General features: G+C 47.7%; 12 protein-coding genes. 7 read left to right on the forward strand and 5 right to left on the reverse strand.

What is annotated here, in order from left to right; all coding sequences use genetic code 11:
- Positions 1 to 181: 181 nt before the first annotated feature.
- Complete coding sequence (locus KDN34_RS07420) at positions 182 to 2,071, reverse strand: methyl-accepting chemotaxis protein (protein ID WP_212596246.1); 1,890 nt, start codon at positions 2,069 to 2,071, stop codon at positions 182 to 184.
- Between the two features lie 400 nt (positions 2,072 to 2,471).
- On the opposite strand from KDN34_RS07420, the gene KDN34_RS07425 reads away from it, so the two are divergent.
- Positions 2,472 to 4,361, forward strand: a complete 1,890-nt coding sequence (locus KDN34_RS07425; protein WP_212596247.1) for a methyl-accepting chemotaxis protein — start codon at positions 2,472 to 2,474, stop codon at positions 4,359 to 4,361.
- A gap of 146 nt (positions 4,362 to 4,507) precedes the next feature.
- On the opposite strand, the gene KDN34_RS07430 is transcribed toward KDN34_RS07425, so the two are convergent.
- Together KDN34_RS07430 and KDN34_RS07435 are read right to left on the reverse strand one after the other, a co-directional pair.
- Positions 4,508 to 5,851, reverse strand: a complete 1,344-nt coding sequence (locus tag KDN34_RS07430; protein ID WP_212596248.1) for a sigma-54-dependent transcriptional regulator — start codon at positions 5,849 to 5,851, stop codon at positions 4,508 to 4,510.
- Entirely contained in the window at positions 5,851 to 7,806 is a 1,956-nt protein-coding gene (locus KDN34_RS07435; protein WP_212596249.1) for an ATP-binding protein, read from the reverse strand. Before KDN34_RS07435 ends, KDN34_RS07430 begins: the two co-directional genes overlap by 1 nt.
- Positions 7,807 to 8,119: 313 nt before the next feature.
- Here KDN34_RS07435 and KDN34_RS07440 point away from each other — a divergent pair, with 313 nt between their 5' ends.
- From KDN34_RS07440 to KDN34_RS07460, 5 genes are all read left to right on the forward strand, one after another.
- Positions 8,120 to 9,376, forward strand: coding sequence for an alpha-hydroxy-acid oxidizing protein (locus KDN34_RS07440; protein ID WP_212596250.1), 1,257 nt, complete (start codon positions 8,120 to 8,122; stop codon positions 9,374 to 9,376).
- 703 nt (positions 9,377 to 10,079) lie between these two features.
- Positions 10,080 to 11,735, forward strand: coding sequence for a dipeptidyl-peptidase 3 family protein (locus KDN34_RS07445; RefSeq protein WP_212596251.1), 1,656 nt, complete (start codon positions 10,080 to 10,082; stop codon positions 11,733 to 11,735).
- Between the two features lie 125 nt (positions 11,736 to 11,860).
- Positions 11,861 to 12,790: a hypothetical protein gene (locus tag KDN34_RS07450; RefSeq protein WP_212596252.1), complete on the forward strand. Its 930-nt coding sequence runs from the start codon at positions 11,861 to 11,863 to the stop codon at positions 12,788 to 12,790.
- A gap of 205 nt (positions 12,791 to 12,995) precedes the next feature.
- Positions 12,996 to 13,583, forward strand: a complete 588-nt coding sequence (locus KDN34_RS07455; RefSeq protein WP_212596253.1) for a hypothetical protein — start codon at positions 12,996 to 12,998, stop codon at positions 13,581 to 13,583.
- A 97-nt stretch (positions 13,584 to 13,680) separates the two neighbouring features.
- Positions 13,681 to 13,884, forward strand: coding sequence for a hypothetical protein (locus KDN34_RS07460; protein WP_212596254.1), 204 nt, complete (start codon positions 13,681 to 13,683; stop codon positions 13,882 to 13,884).
- 96 nt (positions 13,885 to 13,980) lie between these two features.
- Here KDN34_RS07460 and ggt read toward each other — a convergent pair whose 3' ends face one another.
- Entirely contained in the window at positions 13,981 to 15,696 is a 1,716-nt protein-coding gene (gene ggt, locus KDN34_RS07465; RefSeq protein ID WP_212596566.1) for a gamma-glutamyltransferase, read from the reverse strand.
- Between the two features lie 134 nt (positions 15,697 to 15,830).
- Between ggt and KDN34_RS07470 the strand changes: the two genes are divergently transcribed.
- Complete coding sequence (locus tag KDN34_RS07470) at positions 15,831 to 17,012, forward strand: GNAT family N-acetyltransferase (protein ID WP_228730449.1); 1,182 nt, start codon at positions 15,831 to 15,833, stop codon at positions 17,010 to 17,012.
- Here KDN34_RS07470 and KDN34_RS07475 read toward each other — a convergent pair.
- Positions 17,009 to 17,566: a hypothetical protein gene (locus KDN34_RS07475; protein WP_212596255.1), complete on the reverse strand. Its 558-nt coding sequence runs from the start codon at positions 17,564 to 17,566 to the stop codon at positions 17,009 to 17,011. The genes KDN34_RS07470 and KDN34_RS07475 overlap by 4 nt on opposite strands.
- Positions 17,567 to 17,738: the final 172 nt, after the last annotated feature.

Below are 17,738 nucleotides of genomic sequence, written 5' to 3' on the forward strand. Positions count from 1 at the left end.
ACGTCAAATAACGAAGTTGCCGATAGGCCGCTGGTGCGATAGAGAGAAAAGCGACTTATGGCAGCTAGTTTACCGGAAAAAGTAGCCAAAGAAGCTTGACTGTTGATTATTTAGTGTGCAGCAAAACAGATGGTCATGCTGAAGGACTAGGTGTGAAAGTCCTTCAGCCATTTTCAAAAAATTACACAGTAAAGCCTGCTACCATGCCTTGGAGATCATTACTTAAACGTGCCAGTTCAGTGCTGGCGGCAACCGTTTGTTCACTGGCTGCCGCAGCTTGATCGGCGGCGTCGCGAACTCGTAATACATTGTGGTTAATCTCTTCAGCTACTGTAGTTTGCTCTTCGGATGCAGTAGCAATTTGCTGGCCCATATCCCGAATGTGGTGAGTCAGTTCGGTAATGGTATGTAAGGCGTCACCGACCAGGCCGACTTTTTTTACCACGTCTTGTGTCGTTTCATGGCTATCATTTACGTGAGTCGCTGCTTGTTTAGCGCCTTGTTGTAACTCTTTGATAAGAGATTCAATTTCTGAGGTAGAAGCATGGGTACGCTGTGCCAGATTGCGCACTTCATCAGCGACTACCGCAAATCCGCGACCCGATTCCCCCGCTCGGGCGGCTTCAATCGCGGCATTCAGTGCCAACAGATTGGTTTGTTCGGCAATGCTTTTGATCACATCCATAATGCTGCCAATGTGTTCACTGCTGCTAACCACATTGTGCATCGCCTCAGCAGAGTGCTGCATTTTTTCACTCAGTAGGGTGGTCTCGGTAATCGTCTGTTCCAGTTCCCTATTGGCAGCAGCCGTCTGTTGGTCAGTCTGTTCCACGGCATTGGCCGATTGTTCGGCGTTACGGGCAACTTCGGCAACTGTCAGGGACATTTCATTGATAGCGGTGGCAACTTGATCGGTTTCTTGCTTTTGTTGCTGCGCGCCAATGCTGGTTTGTTCAGTAACTGCAGATAATTCGGTAGCAGATGATGCCAGCTGAACTGCACTTTCTTTTATCTGCGTGATGAGTTGCCGTAAGCTTTGACTCATCGACGCGATTGCCTGCATCAGTTGCCCCATTTCATCCTTGCGAGTAATGGCCGCCTGATGAGTAAGGTCACCATTACCAATGCGCTGTGCAATCGTTAACACCTGTTGTAACGGTTGGTTGATGCCTTTGTTGATGACCAGCGTAGCAACAATGCCCACCAACAACGCCGCGACCGTCGCAATGGTAACGTAATAATAGGCTGACTGGGTGATCTGTTGCTGAAGAAGCGCGTGAGCCGCATTCTCGTCGTTTGCATCGGTGATCAGTGTTTGTTCCTGATGTTCGAGGGTATCACTGTCTTTGTCTAATGCTGCCTGTAATGCCGGGATTTTTTCGCCAATTTTGATGTAGCTTTGAAAACCTTCATCGATGTCACTGAGTAGTTGCTGCTGTGTGGCATTCAGCGGTAGCTGACGCAGTTGCTTGACGATTGCGGCAAACTCTACCGTAGTGTTTTGCAATTGGTTGAGGTTGCTATCTCCGCGCAGCAGCGACATTACAATAAACCTTGCTTGATAAAAGTTTTTGTCTAGCTTGACGGTTAGCTGTTGCATTTTTTCATCACGGTCACTGAAGGACGCGCTAAGTGTCTGCAGCAGCGAGGTGGTATGACTGATCTGCTGCAGCAATTGGTTTTCGGCATTTACTCTGATGGTTACCGACTGTTTCAATGTCCGGAACAGATCTGAATATTCAGCAAGCTGCTGGGTGATCAATGTGAGTCGTTGAATGCTTTTGTCATCACGCGCATGTTGTAAATTGCGGCTGATGAGCTCCTGCGCCGCTTTTAATTGTGTTGTAATTTGCACGGTATCTTGGTCATTAAAGTCTTTGAGATAATCAATTCGGCTACGTGAAAGCTGGCCTATATCATTATTGAAGGTCACCACATGCCGCTGAATTTCAGATTGCGATTCAATTTGGCCAATCACCAACAAGCCGATAGTACCGACAATTAAAGTGAGTAATAAAACAGCACCAAAGCCGACACTTAGCTTAATTTTTACACTCCAGTCGTTAAACATCGTTCGTCCCCGTAAATCAGCATAAAGTTTTGTTATGGTTATATGAGAGAGGAAATAATACCGGTACCCACATAAGGTAAGTGTGAGTCACATCTAAGTTACATTTGGATTTTTATACTGATTAACTGATAAAACTAATTATTTACGCAATAAATCATTGGCTTAAGCATATCTTAAGAAAATTTAAATAAGGGATTTTCATTTAATGAAAATTAATCAGCTAATTTTTTGGATTTAATTTGTTCCAAAAATAAAACACTGTTAACTGTGGCAGATTTCACACATAACTTGTTCTAACGCAAAAATATAAAAAATATTTCTCATTAAAATTCGACGCTTATTTTTACATGGATAGTTGCGAAGATAGTCATTAAGAATATTAGTGTTCGGAGATAAATAAGTGCAAAACTGGAGCGTTAAAAATAAACTCGCAGTGGGCTTTTCAACAGTCATTGTAATGGCATTAGTGCTTGGGATTATTGCACTAACAGCATTGCATAAAATTGCTACCACCGTTGATAAACAACAACGCGTTGATAACTTTAACAGTTATATTACTCAAGCAGGAAATGCCCGGCGAGAATACATGGCTGGCTATGATGAAAAAGATGCCGCCAAAGCGATTGACGCACTGAGCAACGCTTTAGAATTCAGTAAAAATAATTTAGAAGCTGATGCTGACCAGCAAGAAACTACATTGCTGCAGAAAATTGAGGGTTATATTAATAACTACACCGATATTTTTGGCAAGGTTCAAGATGCTGCTGAAAACGTCAGACAAACGAAAGACATGCAGCATAGGTCAATCAATGATGCCACAGTAAAAATGGAAACGTTTGTTAATGATTATTCCCAGGAAGTAACACTGGCTAATCAACAAGCCATTGTTGAACTCGAAGCCACATTTTATGAAGCTCATCTGTACATTCAGGAACTGTTATCCGGTGAAACAAATTTAGATGATGTGCATTCTTTAGTCGATAAGTTTGATACGCAACAGTCGCAGCTATTGAATCGTCTGAGCTCTGCCAATGACATCTCGCGGCTACAAAATATTGGGCAGAATTTGCACGTGTATCTGGACGATGTTGTTACTGTTATCAAACTTAATTCCGAATTGGCGCAACTCAGCGATCAATTGATTGAGGTTGCGGGTAGCATTGCGAGCCAAGCTAAGGAGTTGCGGTTATTGCAGGACAACAAGAGAACGCAAACAACCGATACGGCATATACATTAGTAGTCGCTGCTGCTGTCATCACCATTATTGTAGGTATTATCGCGACCTTAACGATAAGTAGCAGTATTGTGGTGCCACTGAAATCTGTGTTGCATACCGCGCAGCAAATAGGCTCCGGTGATTTAACCTCTGACGTGCATAGTATGCGCAAGGATGAAATCGGTCAGTTATTGGTGGCATTTGGCTCCATGACGAAAAATTTACGCGAAATCATTAGCACCGTGAAACATTCGTCTACACAACTCGCAGCGTCAGCTTCAGAACTCTCGGCCGTGACTGAACAAACCAGTGTCAATGCACAAAATCAAAAGCAGCAAACCGATCAGGTCGCTGCCGCTATGCATCAGATGACCATAACTGTTGCCGAGGTCGCGCGGAATACTGAGACGACGGCTGCTGCAGTCCATAATGCGGATAAGCAAGTGAGTGAGGCTAACACGACGATTGTCACAGCAATTTCGAAAGTGGATGAGTTGAGTAGCAAAATGACGCAATCATCAACCGCAATGGAAAGCCTGGTAAGTAGTAGTGATCAGATTGGCAGCATCATGGATGTGATCAAAGGTATTGCCGAACAAACAAATTTGTTGGCACTGAATGCTGCAATCGAAGCCGCCAGAGCCGGGGAATCGGGACGCGGTTTTGCGGTAGTCGCTGATGAGGTACGTAATCTGGCACAGCGGACGCACGAATCTACTAATGAAATCGAGCGTCTGATTGAGAAATTACAGTCAACCGCGGGGCAAGCCTCTAGCCAAGTAAAAGAGAGTTACGACGCCACTAAGGAACTGGTGGATTTGATTGGCGAAGTAAATGTCGCACTGAATACCATTTCTCAATTAACCGGTAATATCCGGGATATGGATCAACAGATTGCGACCGCCGCCGAAGAACAAACGACGGTGGCTGAAGATATTAATCGCAATATCATCAGTGTCAGGGATGAAGCTGAACAGGCGGCGGCTGCGAATGAACAAACCGTATCGGCAAGTGTGGAATTGGCAAAATTAGGGCATGAGCTGCAGGATACTGTTGCTGGCTTTAAGGTCTAAATAACGTCATAAACACGGCAAGAAAAAGGACTGTAGATACAGTCCTTTTCTATTTGTGCTGGCGCATATTGCTGCACCAATAGGACATACAGTTTATTAAAACAACTTATTAAAGCAACGCCACATAAGTTCTCATAGCGTGTAGATTAATCCTCGGATTTACTCAGCCGACGGCTTAATGCGCTTTGAGTGATCCCCAGCAGTTTAGCGGCGGCACTTTGGTTGTTATTGGTGCGCACCAGTGCTTCATGTACCAGTTGTTGCGTGGTCTCACTGATGGTGGGCAACTTTTCAGGAAAGCGAATTCGTTGTATGTGCGTGGTGCGAGGCTGTCGCTCCAGAACCGCAAAAAACGGTGCCAATGCTAACTCATTGTGGTTGCTGGCATTGACCGCGCTGAAAACCAATGATTTGAGTTCGGTGATATTGCCAGGGAATGGGTAACTTTCCAGCCGTTGTGCCACTTCTATGGGTAATGCTAGATACTCAATTGCTTGCGCGTGACAAGCTTGCTCGATGAAATGTTGTAGGAGTAATCCAATGTCAGATTGCCGTTCGCGCAGCGGTGGCAGCTTAATTCGCTGTGGCTGCAAGGCATAAATCAGTCCTTGGGAAAACGCCTGCTGCTCCAGTTGCTCCAGTGACAAATGACTACTTAGCACTATCCGACATTCCAGTGCTTTTTCCCGAAGTGAGCCACCAGGGAAATAGCGTTTCAATTGGCACAGTCTGGTCAGCATTGTCTGAATTTGTGGGCTGGCATCGTCCAATTGCGTTAAAAACAGTAAGCCGTGGCCTGTGACCTGCAATAATCCCGGTTGGCTGGCATCTCCGAATAAGCGTTGTTCGAACTCCGCCGCTGTCAACGCTGATAATGACAGTTCCAGATATGGTTCTTCAGGACACAACATTCGATGCAGTGCTTTGGCAAATAAGCGTTTGCCGGTGCCAGTTTCTCCTTCCAGTAATATCGGTTCATGACTATCGCCAAGGGTGGCCGCATAGGTAAAGCAGTCATGCATTTTGACATCGGTGGTTAAGATTTCGCTGAAGGCGGCAAGGTTGCGGCGATTAAAAAAACCATCTTTGATCCGGTGATAACTGCGTTCCAGGGTGATTACTTCCATGGCGCGACGTACACAGAGCAACAGTTGATCCGTAGAGCTGGTTTTGGCAACAAAATCGTAGGCGCCTTGTTTCATACACTCCACGGCAACTTCGGTTTCATTGAGGCCGGTAACCACAATAACGCGTACATAAGGCGAGTGTTCCCGAATATCTCGTAGCAACTGGCGACCATCAAGATAAGGCATGTTGAGGTCCAGTAACACCAACGCGATCTCCAAATCTCGGATCAACTGCAGCGCTTGGCGACTGTTTTCACAGGTATGGGTGCTGGCTTCCGGAATATGACGGTTGAGTACCATAGCGATGGTACGTAGCCAACGAGTTTCATCATCAATCACTAAGATATTGCGCGACAGTTTCATCAAATACTCCTGAACAGCACTTTCATTTCGGTACCGGTGCCAGGATGTGAGCGGATAAGCCACTGTGCCTGATGTTCGGCAAGGATTTTGTTACTGGTGGATAGGCCAAGTCCGGTGCCACCCTGATTGCGACGGGTGGTGAAAAAGGGCTCCCGGATCCGGTTAAGCGTTTGAGGGTCCATGCCACAGCCATTATCAGCAACAGCGACAAAGATATTGCCGTTTTCGATACCGGTGCTGATTTTCAGTAACGACTCGGGTTTATCCATTGCTAAGCAAGCATTTTGAATGAAGTTGACCAACACCAGTTGTAGTTGCAGTTCGTCGCCTTCAACAGTAGGGAGTCCGTGGTCAAGTTCCAGTTGTAGCTGCATCCGCTTTACGTTGTTGTGCGTCAGACGCAGTGCCGTTTCTACGACCTTATTAAGGTTCACCGCTTTGGGATGCATCTCCAGTCCTGGTCTGGAGAAGTTTTTCAGATCGCGCACAATGCGGCCGATGCGACCAGCGGCATCGTCGACCGACTCGCAACTGTAATCCAGCTCTGCGATGAGGGTATCGATTGTTCTTGCAGGTGTTGCCGTATCTGCATGACTCATGCGCAGATCTTCCAACAGATCTCGCATCAACGTGACCGATTGGGTGATCAGTCCGACCGGATTATTAATTTCATGGGCGATGCCCGCCGAGAGTTCTCCCAGAGATGCCAGCCGCGCAGATAATTCGGTGGTCTGCTTAAGCGCATATTGCTCGGTGCAATCTTCAATAAACAGCACCAGCATTTCAGTTGAAATGCGGTGGAGTTCCAGCTTCCAGCGCTTATTGTCGAGCATAAATTCACTGCTCTGGGATTCATCTGCGCTGAAGGTATTATCCACCAGTTGGGTTAATACCATCGCTGGTTGCGCCTGCATTAATTGTGATGGTTCTAATACCCAGGGATATTTGCCATTGTGCCAGATAAGATGCTGGTCACGCGCCAGCAGGCAAACGCCGTGGGGCAGGCCATCGAGTACGGAATGAAACTGTGCTGATACTCGTTTGATTTCGGCTTCGGCTTTGCGGCGATTTGCCAGTTCTCGCCGTAATGACTTGGTTTTCTGTCTTAACACCAGACTGATATATAAGGTGATAAGCATGCCCATGCTGGAGATAATCGCAGTGATGAGAGCGCCCTGAAAAAAGTCACTACGCACCTGACCCAGTTCGATTTTTTCTTTGCCGAATCCGACCCATTTATTCAATAAATCATCAAAATAGCCATTGTCATAGCTATGCTTAACGACGCTGTTTACCGCGGCAACGAACTCTGGATCTTTATTGGACATGATCAGATAAAACTGACTATAAAGCAGTGGTTTTCCGGCAGTTTTTGCTATCGGAAATTTACTAAGCATCCGTCGTGAACAATAAAATTCTGACACCACATAATCCACTTTCCCTTCCGTCAGCAATTCAAACCCCTGTTCATTATTGACCACGGGGACAGTGATAAAATCTTGCGGCGATTGTGACAGAAACATCGCAACCGACGATGCCTGTTTAATCGCTACCCGCTTGCCTTTAAGCGCTTCCCAGCTATCCGCGTTACCTTCACCTCGGCGGTTGTAGGCACTGACATAGGTGGGTAACAATGGCAGCGCGGTGTTGATATCAACTTTACGACCAGCCGGTACGGCGATGACAGCCAATTGCCAGCGCTCGCTCATCACCGAGTGCAGAGACTGTTTTAAGGTCTGACGTTTGACCTGCATACCGTAATGCAGTTGTGTCGCGATATATTGCGCCAGTTCCACGTTAAAGCCGCTTTCTTCACCCGTCTCATTTTGCCACTCAAACGGCGGCGTATTGCTGTGAACATTTAGCGTGATCTGCGGTGCAGCTTGAGCAAAGGTGGTGAATATTGCCAGCGCCAGCCAGACACTTTGGGGCCATTGCCTCAATAACTTTGACATGTTTACCACCGCACTCCATGTTAAAAATCCTGTTTACCTTAAGCGTCACAGACGTCGATTGGCAGCCTTTTTCATCGGTTATGCAGGACAACTCACATAACCTCAGTCTTTCAACAAATATCGTTTAAAAAGATCATTTAACTCATTGGTTATAAAGAGTTATGCAAAAATGCATAAACCAATGTGCCGGGGTCAAATTTTCCGTAGAACAGGGGATCTAACCCCAGATTTTGTACATTGTTGCTGCTATGGGACACGAAGGTCGACGTAGAGTAACCGCCGTAAGCCAACAAGCAACCATAGGAGCTATAACATGAACAACAACGAGCTGAATGCCGATCGCCGGGAGTTTCTGACCAAAGGTGCCGTATTAGCTGCCGCAGGTACTTTGGCAATTTCTGCTTCTTCAACTACGCATGCAGCCGAAAGTGTCGCCATGACCGCTGCGGCAGCAACTGAAGCCCCGAAAGCAGTTTCCGGCTACATCACAGAACCGAAAAACATTAAAGACGTATTGAGTAATGCCCGCAAGATCATGGATACCTGTGCTGCCTGCGACGTTGCTGGTGCCGGCCGCTGTAATGGGAAGGGCCCTTGTGGTGAAACTGTGCCGGGAATGGGCGGTAAACGTCAGAGTTTCGTGCGCAATATTGAAGCATTCGAAGGCATGAGTTTGAACATGCGCACCGTTCACACTATCTCTCATCCCAACACCGAAATTGAGTTACTGGGCGTAAAACTGTCAATGCCGATTCTTACCGGTATTACTGGTGGTTTGACCTATAACATGGGCGCTGCAAATAAATTGGCGTTCGATGGCGAGGTCATGACTGAAGAGAAATACGCTCGAGGCATTATCGAAGGCGCCGCCAATGCCGGTAGTCTTGGTTGGGCAGCCGATGGGATTGGTGACCCATTAGAAACCTACAAGCGTCGGATGAGTGTGGTTTCGGAGTTTAAAGGTCGTGCTGTCGCCCAGATCAAACCTCGCACCCAACCAGAAATTTTTGAACGTCTGGACATCGTACAGGCGGCAGGAGCTCCCTTTTTTGCCATCGATGTTGACTCTGCCGGTCGCGCTGCACGAGCCTTACCCGGCAAAACTGTTGAACCTAAAGATCTGAAAAAACTGAAAGAAATTGTTAACTACGCCAAAATCCCCTTCATTGCGAAAGGGATTATGACTGTGGACGAAGCGCTGATGTGTGCAGAAGCTGGCTGCGGCGCAATTATCGTATCTAACCACGGTGGTCGGGTACTGAGTTCTACTCCTGCCACTATGCATGTACTCCCCGCGATTGTGAAGGCAGTACGGGATCGCGGCTACAAACTGCCAATACTGGTGGATGGCGGTGTCCGCGATGGCGGTGATGTCCTTAAAGCGCTGGCTTGCGGTGCTCAGGCGGTATTGGTTGGACGTCCTATGTTACGAGCAAGTCTTGGTGGCGGAGTTAAAGGGGTCGAAATGCAGTTCAAGCGCTTCCATACCGAACTGGTGTCCAGCATGGTGCTGACCGGTGTGGCAGATGTAAACAAGGTGGATCCTGCTGTACTGGTGCAGCAGGTTTAGTCCCGTTAATGACGACAGGTGCAGTGGCTAAGTCGCAGCACCTCAATGCAAAACTTGCCATGACTATCGCTGAAGTCTGCAGCTTGCCGCGTGCTATGCACTAACGATTAGGTGTTAACAACGGATTTGATGGCTACCAGGTTTGGGATTTATGGCCGGTCACTCTGCAACAGAGCCCGGCTATCTTTTTTAAACTTGCATTATGAGCATCACGCCAAATGACCAAGGTCAACTCGGAATGGCTGGCTCACATTGTGCGATAAACCGCTATGGAATGTGACCACGATCCGCAAAGACAAGCAATGGAACCCTGCCTTAATGGCTTTCAGCACTCAGGCGGTGGTACGATAGAAATCAAGGACGTGCGACTCAAAACATAAGAAAGTCGCTATTGAAATCCTACAGATCACAGTCGGGGAATGGAGGTGGTAGCTCAGGCACTTGTGCCGATGTTGCTGCTTCCCCGGCGGTGAGACTGCCGGTATCCGGTGCTCGGGTATCGGCAGTTTTTTTATCAATACCTGATGCTGCAGCCTTTCCATAAATTTTTGTTGCCAGCCTTAACTAGACAGTTGCCCGCGCTTTCTCAATAATGAGGCCCATCGCTGCGTCCTTGGCCGACAGCGTCATAACTATAATGTCCTGTTTATAACCGACAGACGTCTGCAACTTTTATACAGACAGACACTAGAGGAAGTTATCCATGAAGAAGTCTCTGATCGCTTTGGCGCTCGGTAGTTTACTGGCTTTCCCAGCCCTCACCGCGAGCGCCACAGAGCAACCCCAAGTTTACAATCTGCAGCAACAGCGTGACAAAATTGTGCCTGTGCAAATGACTGCTAATACCGCCTTTCTGAGCGACGAGCAAAAACAGGTCGTCAACAAGCTGATCCAGGCCGCTCAGTTGATGAGCCAAATCTATCTGCGTCAGGTGAATGAGCACAATCCACAGATCCGTCAGCAGATTGAAGCCAGTAATCTCAAAGATAAAGCATTAGTGCTGAATATGTTTGATGAGAATTTTGGTCCTTGGGATAGTCTGGCCGCAGGACATCCGTTCTTTGGTACGCAAAAGAACGCGTTGGGCTCAGGGTTTTATCCAGAAGATTTGACCAAAGAGGAGTTCAATGCCTGGATTGTCAAACATCCAGAAGATAAAGCGGCGTTTACTAGCCTGTATACGGTTATTCGTCGTCAGGGCGACAAACTGGTAGCCATTCCGTATTCGGCATACTACAAGCAGTGGCTGGAACCTGCCGCGAAATTGCTGGAAGATGCGGCGATGATTACGCACAACCCAAGCCTTAAGAAATTCCTGGTGTTACGGGCGCACGCGTTTCGTACCGACAACTATTTCGCCTCTGAAATTGCGTGGATGGATCTAAAAGATACGCCGATTGAAGTAGCCATCGGGCCTTATGAAACTTACACCGATGGGTTGTTCGGATACAAAACCGCGTTTGAAGCATTCGTTACTATCAAAGATCCCGAAGCTTCTGCCAAATTGGACCGGTTCAAGAAATATCTGCGTGATATGGAAGCCAATCTGCCGGTACCGGACAGCTATAAGAATTTCAAACGTGGCTTTGCGTCACCGATTGCCGTTGCTGATCAGATCCAGGGCGGGGGTGATAACGTACCCGGTGTGCAAACAATTGCGTTCAACTTGCCAAACGATGAAAAAGTCCGCGAAGCCAAAGGTGCCAAGAAAGTACTGTTGAACAACGTAATGGCGGCTAAGTTTGAACGGATCATGAAACCGATGGCGGCGCATATTTTGATCCCCGAGCAGGCAAAACTGTTGGATCAGAAATACTTTGGCTATGAGACGCTGTTCCATGAAATGTCTCATTCTTTAGGCCCTGGCTCCATTGTGAAAAATGGCAAGCCGACCACGGTAGCGGCAGAGTTACAGGAACTGTATTCCGGTATCGAAGAGGGAAAAGCTGATGTGATGGGCGCGTATAATATTTTGTTCCTGATGCAAAAAGGCGAGTTGCCCATGGTGGAAAAGGACAATCTGTTAGCGACTTATGCTGCCGGTTTATTCCGTTCTATGCGCTTTGGCGTACATGAGGCGCACGGAATTGGCGCTGCGTTCCAGTACAGTTATTACGTCAATAAAGGGGCATTGACCCGTCAGGCCAATGGACTGTACAAGATTGATTTTGCCAAACTGGAACAGGCCATTACCGATTTGGTACATGATGTGGTGGTGGTACAAGGTGATGGCGATTACAACGCCGCCAAAGCTTTCCTGGCAAAATATGGCCATATTGATGATGGTGTACGTGCAGTCAACGCCAGCCTAGGCGATGTGCCGGTAGATATTCAGCCAATCTATCCGGCCAAGATTTAAGGTTTAGATGGCAATATAATCCTCAAAAATCCGGGTACACAGGTGCTCGGATTTTTTAGTTTAAGGCACTAGCAATTGTCAATGCTACATCTAACTTATTGATATTTAATACTGAGGTTACGTCTTTGAAGATAATAATGTTGGTCGCAGCACTGCTGGTGGGTGCGATACATTCTGCTATGGCTTTGGAACTTGGTTTTAGTGGTATGGCACAAATTGATGCCAATTCCTACTTGGTGGTGCAGGACAAAAAGGTCTTTGAACAGGGCGACCGACTTGGCATTTTGCAGGTACAAGCAGAAGGGCAGTTCAGCTATACACCATTGAGCATCAACGACTGGAAAGACAACGATGGGCAATCGAGCGACCTGGAATCTGTATGTCATTTACCAGGAAGCACCAATGAGTATTTAGTTGCCGAATCCGGATACTGGGATGGCAAATTCGGGCGAATTTTTCAAATTGTGCTGACAGCTGAAGGCGCCTCGGTTAAGCATGTCTATCATGTACCGAAGATTGTTGCGGGGGGAAAAGGCCTCCACGGCGACAACTTTGAGGGCATGGCTTGTATTGCACAGCAGGATTCAGTTTTGGTGGTGTTAGGCGAACGTGGTGGCAGTAAGCGCTATAAAAATGGTTACCTGCGCATTGGAGTGTTGGATAAATCAGCCGCCACGCTATCCTGGCAACAATATGCGGAGCATCCGATTGAAATCTCTGCTCCCGGAGCTTGGTTAAATGCCAAGAAAAAACGCACTATCTCTGATCTCTATCCGGATGAACAAGGTGTCATTTGGGCAGTTGCCACTGAAGACGGCGGGGATCAGGGGCCATTTAAGTCCGTCATATATCAAGCTGCTACGGTTTCTTCACAAGATGGCAACGTCACTATTTTACCGGTCGCTCATCCTCATGCCCAATGGGTTGTTGATGGTTTCAAGGTGGAAGCATTGGCTGGTCCAGCCGCTAATATCCCGCAAAGCTATATGAGCATCGGTACTGAAGATGAGTCATTCGGCGGCATCTGGCGACCTTTGTTTCGCCCGCTTAAATAACACTGTTACCCATTGCGATAAGTCATAGATGCTTATCGCAATGACCATCTCCGTGATGCAGATGCCATGGTATTTCAAGATGCTTCACAGCTGGTAAGACCCTATATGAGTAGACGCTTTACAGGCTTCACCTGTATCGTATCCAAACAACGAATTATCGGCTTCGAATTTTGGCATCACGAATGAAACAGGAACAAATTTAAACATGGATCTGGTGTTACAGATTTGGGGTGGAACGTTATATCTGCTGAATAAAATACTCTTCTCGGTGTCAGAGACATTGCCATCGGCATCTCGTCGCCAGCTGAAAATCGTCGGTTGGATAGTGTATCTGCTCGGCGTTCCCGCCTGGGTCATCATTTTGGTGGGTGAACACAACTGGATAGCGGCTTCCATCGAGTTCGGCGGTATTCCAGCGATGTTATTTGGCTTGTATGTGGTCATCAAAGGTGAGGTTATCAATAAGTCCTATGATTTATTGACCTCCATCATCACTTACTTTTTCGTCATATTGGGCAGTGGCTACAGCTTCTATCAGTACGGTGGGATCTCCTCTACTACACAGGTATTTGAAATCGGCGTGATGGTCGGCTTTTTGCTCGGTGGTTACCTGTTGGCAAAAGATAATATCTATGGTTGGTTGTGTTTCGCGCTGATGAATGTGTCCATGGGCTCACTGATGTTGCTTCAGCAAAAACCTGTGTTGGCGATGCAGCAGGGGTTATCACTCTGTTTTGTTATCTTCGGTTTAATCACCATGTTTAAAAACCAAAAAGCGCGGGCATTTGATTAGCTATTAAGTGGCGACCACACCCACAGAACGGGTGCTTGGTACGGGATAGCGCCGTATGATGACTGAGCACCATTAAATTACGAGAGAGTACGCTGTCATGGATACCTGGACACTGATGTTAGGTCTATTATTCAGCTCGATAGGCATGGGCTATTTCATCTATGGAAAACGACAGTCGAATCTGGTGGCGCTGTGCAGCGGTCTGGCGTTAATGATTTATCCTTACTTTATCGACAACCGGTACGCGGTCTTGTGCGTTGGCGTGCTATTGATGGCGTTACCTAAATTTATTGAGATTTAAAGGCGATACGCACAAAACTGCAAATACCCCCCTGACACACAGTTAACTCCTTCAATGAGTTGGAGCCGTCTACTATAAAGTAGACGGCGCTTCGATTTAATAACCTACCGCGCCACTGTTGGCGTAGCGCGGATCTGACGCGCCGTAACGGCCATCAGCGCTAACCATAATGGTCTGAGTGCTGCCCATCGCGGGTTTTACACTGATTGTATATCCCATCTTTTGCAATAGATGGATAGTGTCCAGATTCAGGCTTTTTTCGACCCGAATCTCATCTGGTAACCATTGATGGTGTATCCGCGGTGCGGCAGTGGCTTCCGCAATGTTCATATGATGATCAATCACATTCATGACGATTTGCAGTACCGTGGTGATAATACGGGCGCCACCAGGACTACCCGTCACCATAAACAGTTGGCCGTCTTTCGTGATAATGGTGGGCGTCATCGAGCTCAGGGGGCGTTTTTTGGCTTCAACTGCATTCGCATCGCCGCCCACTAAACCATAGCCGTTGGGAACGCCGGGCTTTGCCGAAAAATCATCCATTTCATTGTTCAGCAGGATCCCCGTGCCTTTGGCGACCAAGCCATTACCATAGCTGAAGTTAAGGGTGTAGGTGTTGGAAACCGCATTGCCCCATTGGTCAACCACTGAAAAATGGGTGGTTTGATCACTTTCATAAGGTGCTAATTTCCCAGGTGCAATATCGCTGGAAGGAACTACCTTGTCAGGCTGAATACGCTCAGCAATCGCCTTGGCATAGGCTTTACTGATCAGCGATGCCACGGGCACTTTCACAAATGCCGGGTCGCCGAGATATTCGCTGCGATCGGCATAGGCCTGTTTCATCGCTTCTGCCATCAGGTGGATAGTTGCAGCAGTGTTATGCCCCAATTCGCCAATCGGAAAGTTTTCCAGAATATTGAGGATTTCAATCAGATGGATGCCGCCAGAAGAGGGCGGCGGCATGGAAATCACCTGATAGCCGCGATAGTTGCCAGTCACCGGTATACGCTCATATACCTGATAGTGTTGCAAATCCGCCAAGGTCATCACACCGCCAGCGTGTTGGATCGCTGCGACGATTTTTTGGGCGGTTTCTCCCTGATAGAAACCATCGGCTCCTTTATCAGAAATTAACTCAAGCGAATGCGCCAGCTCCGGCTGTTTGAACCATTCTCCCGGGGCATAGTTACTGCCATCGGCTTTATAAAAAATCTCGCGGGAACTGGGCCATTGGGTGATGTAGTCTTTCAACTCGGTTAACGATTCAGCCAAGTCTGGGGTTACTGCATAGCCTTCTTTTGCGAGTTTGATTGCCGGCGCTAATAACTGCTGTCGGCTCATGGTGCCATATTTTTTGCGGGCCAGTTCCATACCCATCACCGTGCCAGGAACCCCGACAGAGAGTCCATGTTCTTGGCTGAGCTTAGGATCGGCATTGCCATTTTTATCCAGAAAAATATCCCGGTGCGCTTTGAGTGGCGCGACTTCTCGATAGTCGATGGCGATATCTTTATTGTCTTTGGCCAGGTGGATCAGCATAAAACCACCGCCACCGATATTACCGGCTTCTGGGAAGGTCACTGCTAATGCGTAAGCCGTAGCAATGGCGGCATCCACGGCGTTACCACCTTGTTTAAGAATATCTACGCCAACTTGAGAGGCTAATGCTTCTTGACTCGCCACCATGCCATGCTTGGCCCAAACGGGGCGCGCGGTTGCCATACCGCTATAGATTGAGATGTCCTGTGCCGCCAATGCGGCAGGCGAGACAAGCCCCCCGGCCAGCGTTGTAGCCAGCGTCAGCATCAATAACAGTACTTGGCACCGCAGAGGTTTTAACAGTTGCACTTGCAATCCCTTCTAGGTCGTTATAATCATGAAATGCAATGTGCCGAGTGCCGACGTTTAAAGCAATATCCGTTAACAAAAAAGGAACATAATTGCAAAATTCAATATGGGAATGCCAATTTAGTGAGGATATTTCCAAGGTTCCTGCAACCGAGTGGGATGCCTGTATGGCTTCTGCGAATCCGTTTACGCATCATGCGTTTCTGCTAGCCCTAGAGTTGAGTGGCTGTGTCGGTGGGGATAGCGGCTGGCAGCCATATCATCTGCTGCTTTATCGCCAGCAGCAGTTAGTTGCGGTAATGCCTATGTATCAAAAGTCTGACTCCTGGGGCGAATATGTGTTCGACTGGGCCTGGGCTGATGCCTATCAAGGTTACGGTGTCGCTTACTATCCGAAACTGGTGACCGCGATTCCTTTTACCCCTGTCACGGGGCAGCGGTTGGCGATTCATCCGCAAGCGAGCATTCATCGTGCTGAAATATACCAGCAGGTGAACCACATTTTAGCGCAGCAATTACAGCGGTTTTCCTCCTGGCATGGGTTGTTTCTGGATGCCGATGCTTGCCGACACTGGCAAAGTGCCACCGAACTTACCTTGCTGCGCCGTGAGGGATGTCAGTTTCACTGGTTTAACCGCAATTACACGAGTTTTAACGACTTTTTGGCAGCGCTGACGTCCCGTAAACGTAAGAATATTCTTAAGGAACGTGGCAAAGTACAGCAACTGCATTACCACTGGTTTGAAGGCGCGGCTATTTCCAGTGAACTATGGCAACGGTTCTATTACTGCTATCAGATGACGTATCTCAAGCGCTCTGGTCATGGTGGTTATCTGTCCGGTGATTTCTTTTTAACATTAGGACGTTTGTTGGCAGATAATGTACGTCTATTGCTGGTGTGCCGTGACCATGAAGCGCCGGAACACGCATTTGCGGCGGCACTGTATTTGACGGACGATCAGCAACAGGTACTTTATGGCCGTTACTGGGGCACCTTGCAGGAACTGGACGGCCTGCATTTTGAAGCCTGCTATTATCAGGGTATTGATTATGCGATCCGGCATGGCTTCAGCAGTTTTAATGCCGGAGCACAGGGCGAACACAAATTGATCCGTGGTTTTGAACCGGTCATCACCCAGTCATTACACGCCATCGCCGATGCGGCGTTTCGCGATGCTATAGACAATTTTTGTACAGAAGAACGGCAGCACAATCAGCAATATTTGACGGCTATGCGCCAGGCGTTACCGTTCAAGCAAAATGACACAGATTAATCAGCCATGATCAGCACTTTCTGGTAATCCAGATGATGCAATATTTCCCGCAGGATCAATAGCGCCGCGTAAGCTTGCTTACCCGTTTGCAGTTTGTCAGTGGCACTCGCGCGTCCCATCGACAACCAGGCATAACGCGTAAACACCGTCTCTACTTGTTCACGGCTGAACTCTGTGGCTCCCTCAGCCACGTTAAATATCGCTGCATGCAGTTTATCGTTACTGATCAACGTTCGACCACCGCTTTGCAACACCAGATTACGCATCAGCTCATCTTCAATGCAATTGATGGCATGGTCTATTTCGGGTTCGCCTGGGATATCATGCCGGAAAAAGTCGTTGGCAATCTGCTCGACACCAATATGGATGTCATGCGACAAAATACCAAATTCTATCTCTTTAGATTGTGGTTGAGGCAGGGGCACAAACGTGGTGGAGTTACGCCCCAGATGCACCAGCATGGTCTCATCCTGAGATAGCTGATGTTGTACTGTATTAAGTCCAGCTGATAAGTCCTGATCTTTCACCGCGAACATATTAAGTCCAACACTCATAGTTTGTGCCACCAGAAGAGTGGCAACATATGCTGTGATCATGAAGCTTGTAGCAAACAAAATCCAGTGTGAATTTAGGGCCAGCTCTCAATTTATACCATGACCAACTGACGGGTGACTGAGGATAACTGTGAGGGAGTTCTCGTTATTCACGGCAAATGTTGCAATGAAG

The sequence above is a fragment of the Shewanella yunxiaonensis genome (assembly GCF_018223345.1).
GTDB lineage: Bacteria > Pseudomonadota > Gammaproteobacteria > Enterobacterales > Shewanellaceae > Shewanella > Shewanella yunxiaonensis.

Coding starts and splice junctions, on each gene's coding strand:
- KDN34_RS07460 (WP_212596254.1), top strand. CDS start 13,681: ATGGATACCTGGACACTGATGTTAGGTCTATTATTCAGCTCGATAGGC.
- KDN34_RS07440 (WP_212596250.1), top strand. CDS start 8,120: ATGAACAACAACGAGCTGAATGCCGATCGCCGGGAGTTTCTGACCAAA.
- KDN34_RS07420 (WP_212596246.1), bottom strand. CDS start 2,071: ATGTTTAACGACTGGAGTGTAAAAATTAAGCTAAGTGTCGGCTTTGGT.
- KDN34_RS07475 (WP_212596255.1), bottom strand. CDS start 17,566: ATGAGTGTTGGACTTAATATGTTCGCGGTGAAAGATCAGGACTTATCA.
- KDN34_RS07435 (WP_212596249.1), bottom strand. CDS start 7,806: ATGTCAAAGTTATTGAGGCAATGGCCCCAAAGTGTCTGGCTGGCGCTG.
- ggt (WP_212596566.1), bottom strand. CDS start 15,696: ATGCTGACGCTGGCTACAACGCTGGCCGGGGGGCTTGTCTCGCCTGCC.
- KDN34_RS07455 (WP_212596253.1), top strand. CDS start 12,996: ATGGATCTGGTGTTACAGATTTGGGGTGGAACGTTATATCTGCTGAAT.
- KDN34_RS07445 (WP_212596251.1), top strand. CDS start 10,080: ATGAAGAAGTCTCTGATCGCTTTGGCGCTCGGTAGTTTACTGGCTTTC.
- KDN34_RS07430 (WP_212596248.1), bottom strand. CDS start 5,851: ATGAAACTGTCGCGCAATATCTTAGTGATTGATGATGAAACTCGTTGG.